Here is a 4,541-nt window from a genome sequence, read left to right as displayed (position 1 = left end):
GAGTACAGACAAAAAAAGACCGGCTTTAGAGGAGAAAACCGGTCTTTTTGGACTTCTCTGGACTACGCCAGATTGATATATGGTGGAGCTGGGGGGATTTGAACCCCCGTCCGCAAGCCTTGTTCGGGCAGATCTACATGTTTAGCGGTCTGATTTGAGTCTCGCCACCTGTGTCGCGCAGTCGCACGCTACACAGGACGCCAGCACCCTATTTTCTTGCCCCGGGTTAAGGTACCCAGCCCAGAGCCAGCCGATGAAATTATCTTTACAGCCGGGAGCATTTAACTTGCGCTAAACACCCCTTGCCCAGCCCATCGGCCTGCTGTTGTAAAGCTCACTGGCAATTAAGCAGCGAGTGCGAAACGTTCGTCGTTTGCAGTTAGTTTGTTTGAATCAGTTTTACGAGCACACTCAGCTCGACATGCACCACACCGCGTCCGAACCCACGTCGAAACCAATGCAGCCCCAGGAGGCCTAGTTTACGCCATTCGCAGCAAATTCAAGAGCGCGCCGGGCGCAGTGATGGTGGCGTCGGCTTTCCAGTCCCCGGTATCGGCGGTTTTGCCGAGGTAGCCGTAGGCCGCGGCCACCGTGGGCATGCCCGCAGCCCGTCCTGCGAGGATGTCGCGCTCGTCATCACCGACATAAATGCAGCGCCCGGGCGCGAGCTCGAGCTGGCGCGCCGCTTCCAGCAAGGGGGCCGGATGGGGTTTGGCATGCGGTGTGGTGTCGCCACTGATGATGGTTTTCGCTGTATTGAACAAAGGCATGGCCTTGGTCAGCGGAATGGTGAAGCGGGCGGACTTGTTGGTCACCACGCCCCATTTGAGGCCCATCTGGTCGATGCGGGCGATCAGATCCACCACACCCTCAAATACGGAGGTGTTTTCGGTCATGCGCGATTCGTAGTTGCTGAAAAACTCCTCCCGGAGCTCACCAAAGCCGGCGTCTTCTGGCGCCAACCCAAAGGCCACGGCAATCATGCCGCGCGCACCCGCGCCGGCCATGGGACGGTAAAGCGCAAGGGGCAGCGATTCCAGGCCACGGTCCGTGCGCATTTTGTCGGCCGCAGCGCCCAGATCAGGGGCACTGTCAATCAGGGTGCCGTCGAGGTCGAACAGCACGGCATCGGTGTCTTGGAACATGTAGCGGGAATATAGGTAAAAGCGAAACTCAGCTCTTTTGCGTGGCCAGCAGGTAATTCACGCTGGTGTCAGCACTGAGCCAATAGTGACGTGTCAGGGGGTTGTATTCCATGCCCCGGGTTTGCTCAAGCGAAAGACCGGAGGCGCGGCAGTACCCGGCCAGCTCACTGGGTTTGATCAGTTTGGCGTACTCGTGGGTGCCGCGTGGCAGCATATTCAGTACGTATTCCGCCCCAACGATGGCAAACAGAAAGGCCTTGGCATTGCGATTGATGGTCGAAAAAAACACATACCCGCCAGGCTTGACCAGCGCGGCACAGGCCTTGACGATGGAAGACGGGTCGGGCACGTGCTCCAGCATTTCCATGCAGGTGACGACATCAAAACGGCCAGGCTGCTCGGCGGCCAGCGCTTCGGCGCTAATTTCACGGTATTGGACACCTTCGGTCTGGGCCTCCAGTGCGTGAAGCTGGGCGACTTTCAGCGCTTTGGTCGCCAGATCAATGCCCAGGACATCGGCGCCGCGGCGTGCCATCGAGTCGGCCAAAATGCCGCCGCCGCAGCCGACGTCGAGCACACGCAGCCCTTTGAGCGGAACCAGGCTCTCAATCCAGCCCAAACGGAGCGGATTGATCTGGTGCAAGGGGCGAAATTCACTCTCGGTGTCCCACCAGCGGTGGGCCAGGTCCGAGAATTTCGCCAGTTCGGCAGGGTCGAAGTTATCGCTGATAGACATGACGCATTATCGTTGAGGCATAAAAAAACCGCGCCGTAGCGCGGTTTTTAAGCGATCCCAGAGGATTACTTGTTGGCGCGGGTGCCAACCACTTCGATTTCCACGCGGCGATTCTTCGCGCGGCCTTCGGCGGTCTTGTTGTCAGCAACTGGCTGTTTCTCGCCCTTGCCTTCAGTGTAGACGCGGTTTTTCTCGATGCCCTTGGACACGAGATATGCCTTGACGGCTTCCGAACGGCGAACCGACAGCTTCTGGTTGTAAGCATCGCTACCCACGGAGTCGGTGTGACCCACGGCAATGATGACTTCCAGGTTGATGTCCTTGATCTTGCCGACCAGGTCATCCAGCTTGGCTTTGCCTTCTGGCTTGATCACTGACTTGTTGAAGTCAAAGAAAGCGTCAGCAGCGTAGGTAACTTTCGTCGCGGCAGGAGGAGGCGGGGTAGGAGTAGGAGTAGGCGTCGCAGTTTGACCAACAACCGGAGGAGCAGCAGGAGCCATCGCAGGGGCAATTGCGCCGTCGCAACCAGGCGCTGCAGTAGCAGGCGTCCAGTTGGCGTCACGCCAGCACAGTTCGTTGGTACCGTTTTTCCAGACCAGTTCGTTGGAACCGTTTTTCCAGTTGTCGATAGTTTGTGCACCAGCGGCGGTAACAAGCGCTGCGGAAGCAAACAACATTGCCACTTTGTTGAGTTTCTTCATGGTTCTCCTCTAGAGAAAAGCCGCAGACTGGCTGCGATTAGTAATTTACACGCCGTGAGTGACCATCACTCAAAGCGTTACATCGATTGTGCCACACCTGTCTGAACCTTCAAGCACGCTATCGGCTTCGTCTGACACAGACTTAAGATTCTTCAGCATTTGTTGCTGTCCCGCCACAGGCCATCGCTTTAAACTCCGGCCTTAAAATCAGCGGTTTCCTTCAAGAATCTCGAAATCCCAACCAGGCCGCTCATGACCCAGTTCGCAAAAGAAACCCTGCCCATCAGTCTTGAAGAGGAAATGCGGCGAAGCTACCTCGATTACGCAATGAGCGTGATCGTTGGGCGGGCCCTGCCTGATGCAAGGGATGGCCTCAAGCCGGTACACCGGCGCGTGCTTTTTGCCATGCACGAGCTGAACAACGACTGGAACCGCCCTTACAAAAAGTCAGCGCGTATCGTCGGCGATGTGATCGGCAAGTACCATCCGCACGGCGACCAGTCAGTCTACGACACCATTGTGCGGATGGCCCAGGACTTTTCCTTGCGCCACCTGCTGGTTGACGGCCAGGGGAATTTCGGCTCTGTCGACGGCGACAACGCTGCGGCCATGCGGTACACCGAAATCCGCCTGTCAAAAATCGCCCACGAACTGCTGGCCGACCTTGACAAGGAAACCGTCGATTTCGGCCCCAACTACGACGGCAGCGAGCAGGAACCGTTGGTCATGCCTACGCGTTTGCCGAACCTGCTGGTCAACGGATCAGGTGGCATTGCGGTGGGCATGGCAACCAACATTCCACCTCACAACCTCAACGAAGTGGTCGATGCCTGCCTTCACATGCTGAAAAACCCGGGGGCCTCCATTGATGAGTTGATGGAGATCGTGCCCGCACCTGACTTTCCCACGGGCGGCATTATTTACGGCATCAACGGCGTCAAGGACGGCTACCGCACCGGCCGCGGCAAGGTGGTCATGCGTGCCAAGTGCCATTTCGAGGACATCGACAAGGGCCAGCGCCAGTCGATCATCGTCGACGAGCTCCCCTACCAGGTCAATAAAAAGACGCTTCAGGAGCGCATGGCCGAGCTGGTGCATGAGAAGAAAATCGAAGGCATCAGCCATATCCAGGACGAGAGCGACAAGTCGGGCATGCGCCTGGTGATTGAACTCAAGCGCGGCGAAGTGCCCGAAGTAGTGCTGAACAACCTGTACAAGCAGACCCAGCTGCAGGACACCTTCGGCATCAATATGGTGGCACTGGTCAACGGCCAGCCCAAGCTTTGCAACCTGAAGGACCTGATCCAGGTCTTCCTGTCGCACCGCCGTGAAGTCGTGACGCGCCGCACCGTGTTCACGCTGCGCAAGGCGCGCGAACGCGGACACGTGCTGGAAGGCCTGGCAGTGGCCCTGGCCAATATTGACGACTTCATCGCCATCATCCGCAACGCCCCCACGCCTCCCGTCGCCAAGGCAGAGCTGATGCTGCGCCCCTGGGACAGCAGCCTGGTGCGCGAAATGCTGACCCGCACGCGTGCCGATGGCGGCGTGGTCAACGCCGATGACTACCGCCCCGATGGCCTCGAGAAAATGTTTGGCATGGGCAACGACGGGCTGTACCGCCTCTCGGAAACGCAGGCACAGGAAATCCTGCAGATGCGCCTGCAACGCCTGACCGGCCTGGAGCAGGACAAGATCGTGGCSGAGTACAAGGAAGTCATGGCTGAGATCGATGACTTGCTCGACATCCTGGCAAAACCAGAACGGGTTTCCATCATCATTGGCGAGGAACTGTCGGCTATCAAGCTGGAATTCGGCCAGACAAAGCTCGGCGCCCGCCGTAGCCAGATCGAGCACAGCTCGTTTGATCTCAGTACCGAAGACCTGATCACCCCCACCGACATGGTGGTGACGCTTTCCCACACCGGATATATCAAGAGCCAGCCGCTGTCGGAATAC

General features: G+C 58.0%; 4 protein-coding genes and 1 other RNA gene. 1 reads left to right on the top strand and 4 read right to left on the bottom strand.

Annotated features, from left to right (window positions below):
* Positions 1–80 precede the first annotated feature (80 nt).
* From ssrA to ompA, 4 genes are all read right to left on the bottom strand, one after another.
* Positions 81–467, bottom strand: a transfer-messenger RNA (tmRNA) gene (gene ssrA / locus AC1D1P_RS14980).
* A 12-nt stretch (positions 468–479) separates the two neighbouring features.
* Positions 480–1,145 (bottom strand): HAD-IA family hydrolase, encoded by a 666-nt coding sequence (locus AC1D1P_RS14975; protein WP_477673527.1) that lies wholly within the window; start codon positions 1,143–1,145, stop codon positions 480–482.
* A 28-nt stretch (positions 1,146–1,173) separates the two neighbouring features.
* Positions 1,174–1,881: a bifunctional 2-polyprenyl-6-hydroxyphenol methylase/3-demethylubiquinol 3-O-methyltransferase UbiG gene (gene ubiG / locus AC1D1P_RS14970; protein WP_477646284.1), complete on the bottom strand. Its 708-nt coding sequence runs from the start codon at positions 1,879–1,881 to the stop codon at positions 1,174–1,176.
* 65 nt (positions 1,882–1,946) lie between these two features.
* A complete protein-coding gene (gene ompA / locus AC1D1P_RS14965) occupies positions 1,947–2,582 on the bottom strand; it encodes an outer membrane protein OmpA (RefSeq protein ID WP_477667946.1) in 636 nt (211 codons plus the stop codon).
* Positions 2,583–2,834: 252 nt separating this feature from the next.
* Here ompA and AC1D1P_RS14960 point away from each other — a divergent pair.
* The coding region (locus tag AC1D1P_RS14960; protein WP_477673526.1) for a DNA topoisomerase (ATP-hydrolyzing) at positions 2,835–4,541 on the top strand (1,707 nt) is incomplete at its 3' end.

Source organism: Polaromonas sp. P1_E1_2, assembly GCF_056406035.1.
This window is presented reverse-complemented; position numbering and strand designations above follow the sequence as displayed.

Excerpts from the sequence above, each read along its gene's own strand:
- ubiG (WP_477646284.1), bottom strand. The coding sequence starts at position 1,881 with ATGTCTATCAGCGATAACTTCGACCCTGCCGAACTGGCGAAATTCTCG.
- AC1D1P_RS14975 (WP_477673527.1), bottom strand. The coding sequence starts at position 1,145 with ATGTTCCAAGACACCGATGCCGTGCTGTTCGACCTCGACGGCACCCTG.
- ompA (WP_477667946.1), bottom strand. The coding sequence starts at position 2,582 with ATGAAGAAACTCAACAAAGTGGCAATGTTGTTTGCTTCCGCAGCGCTT.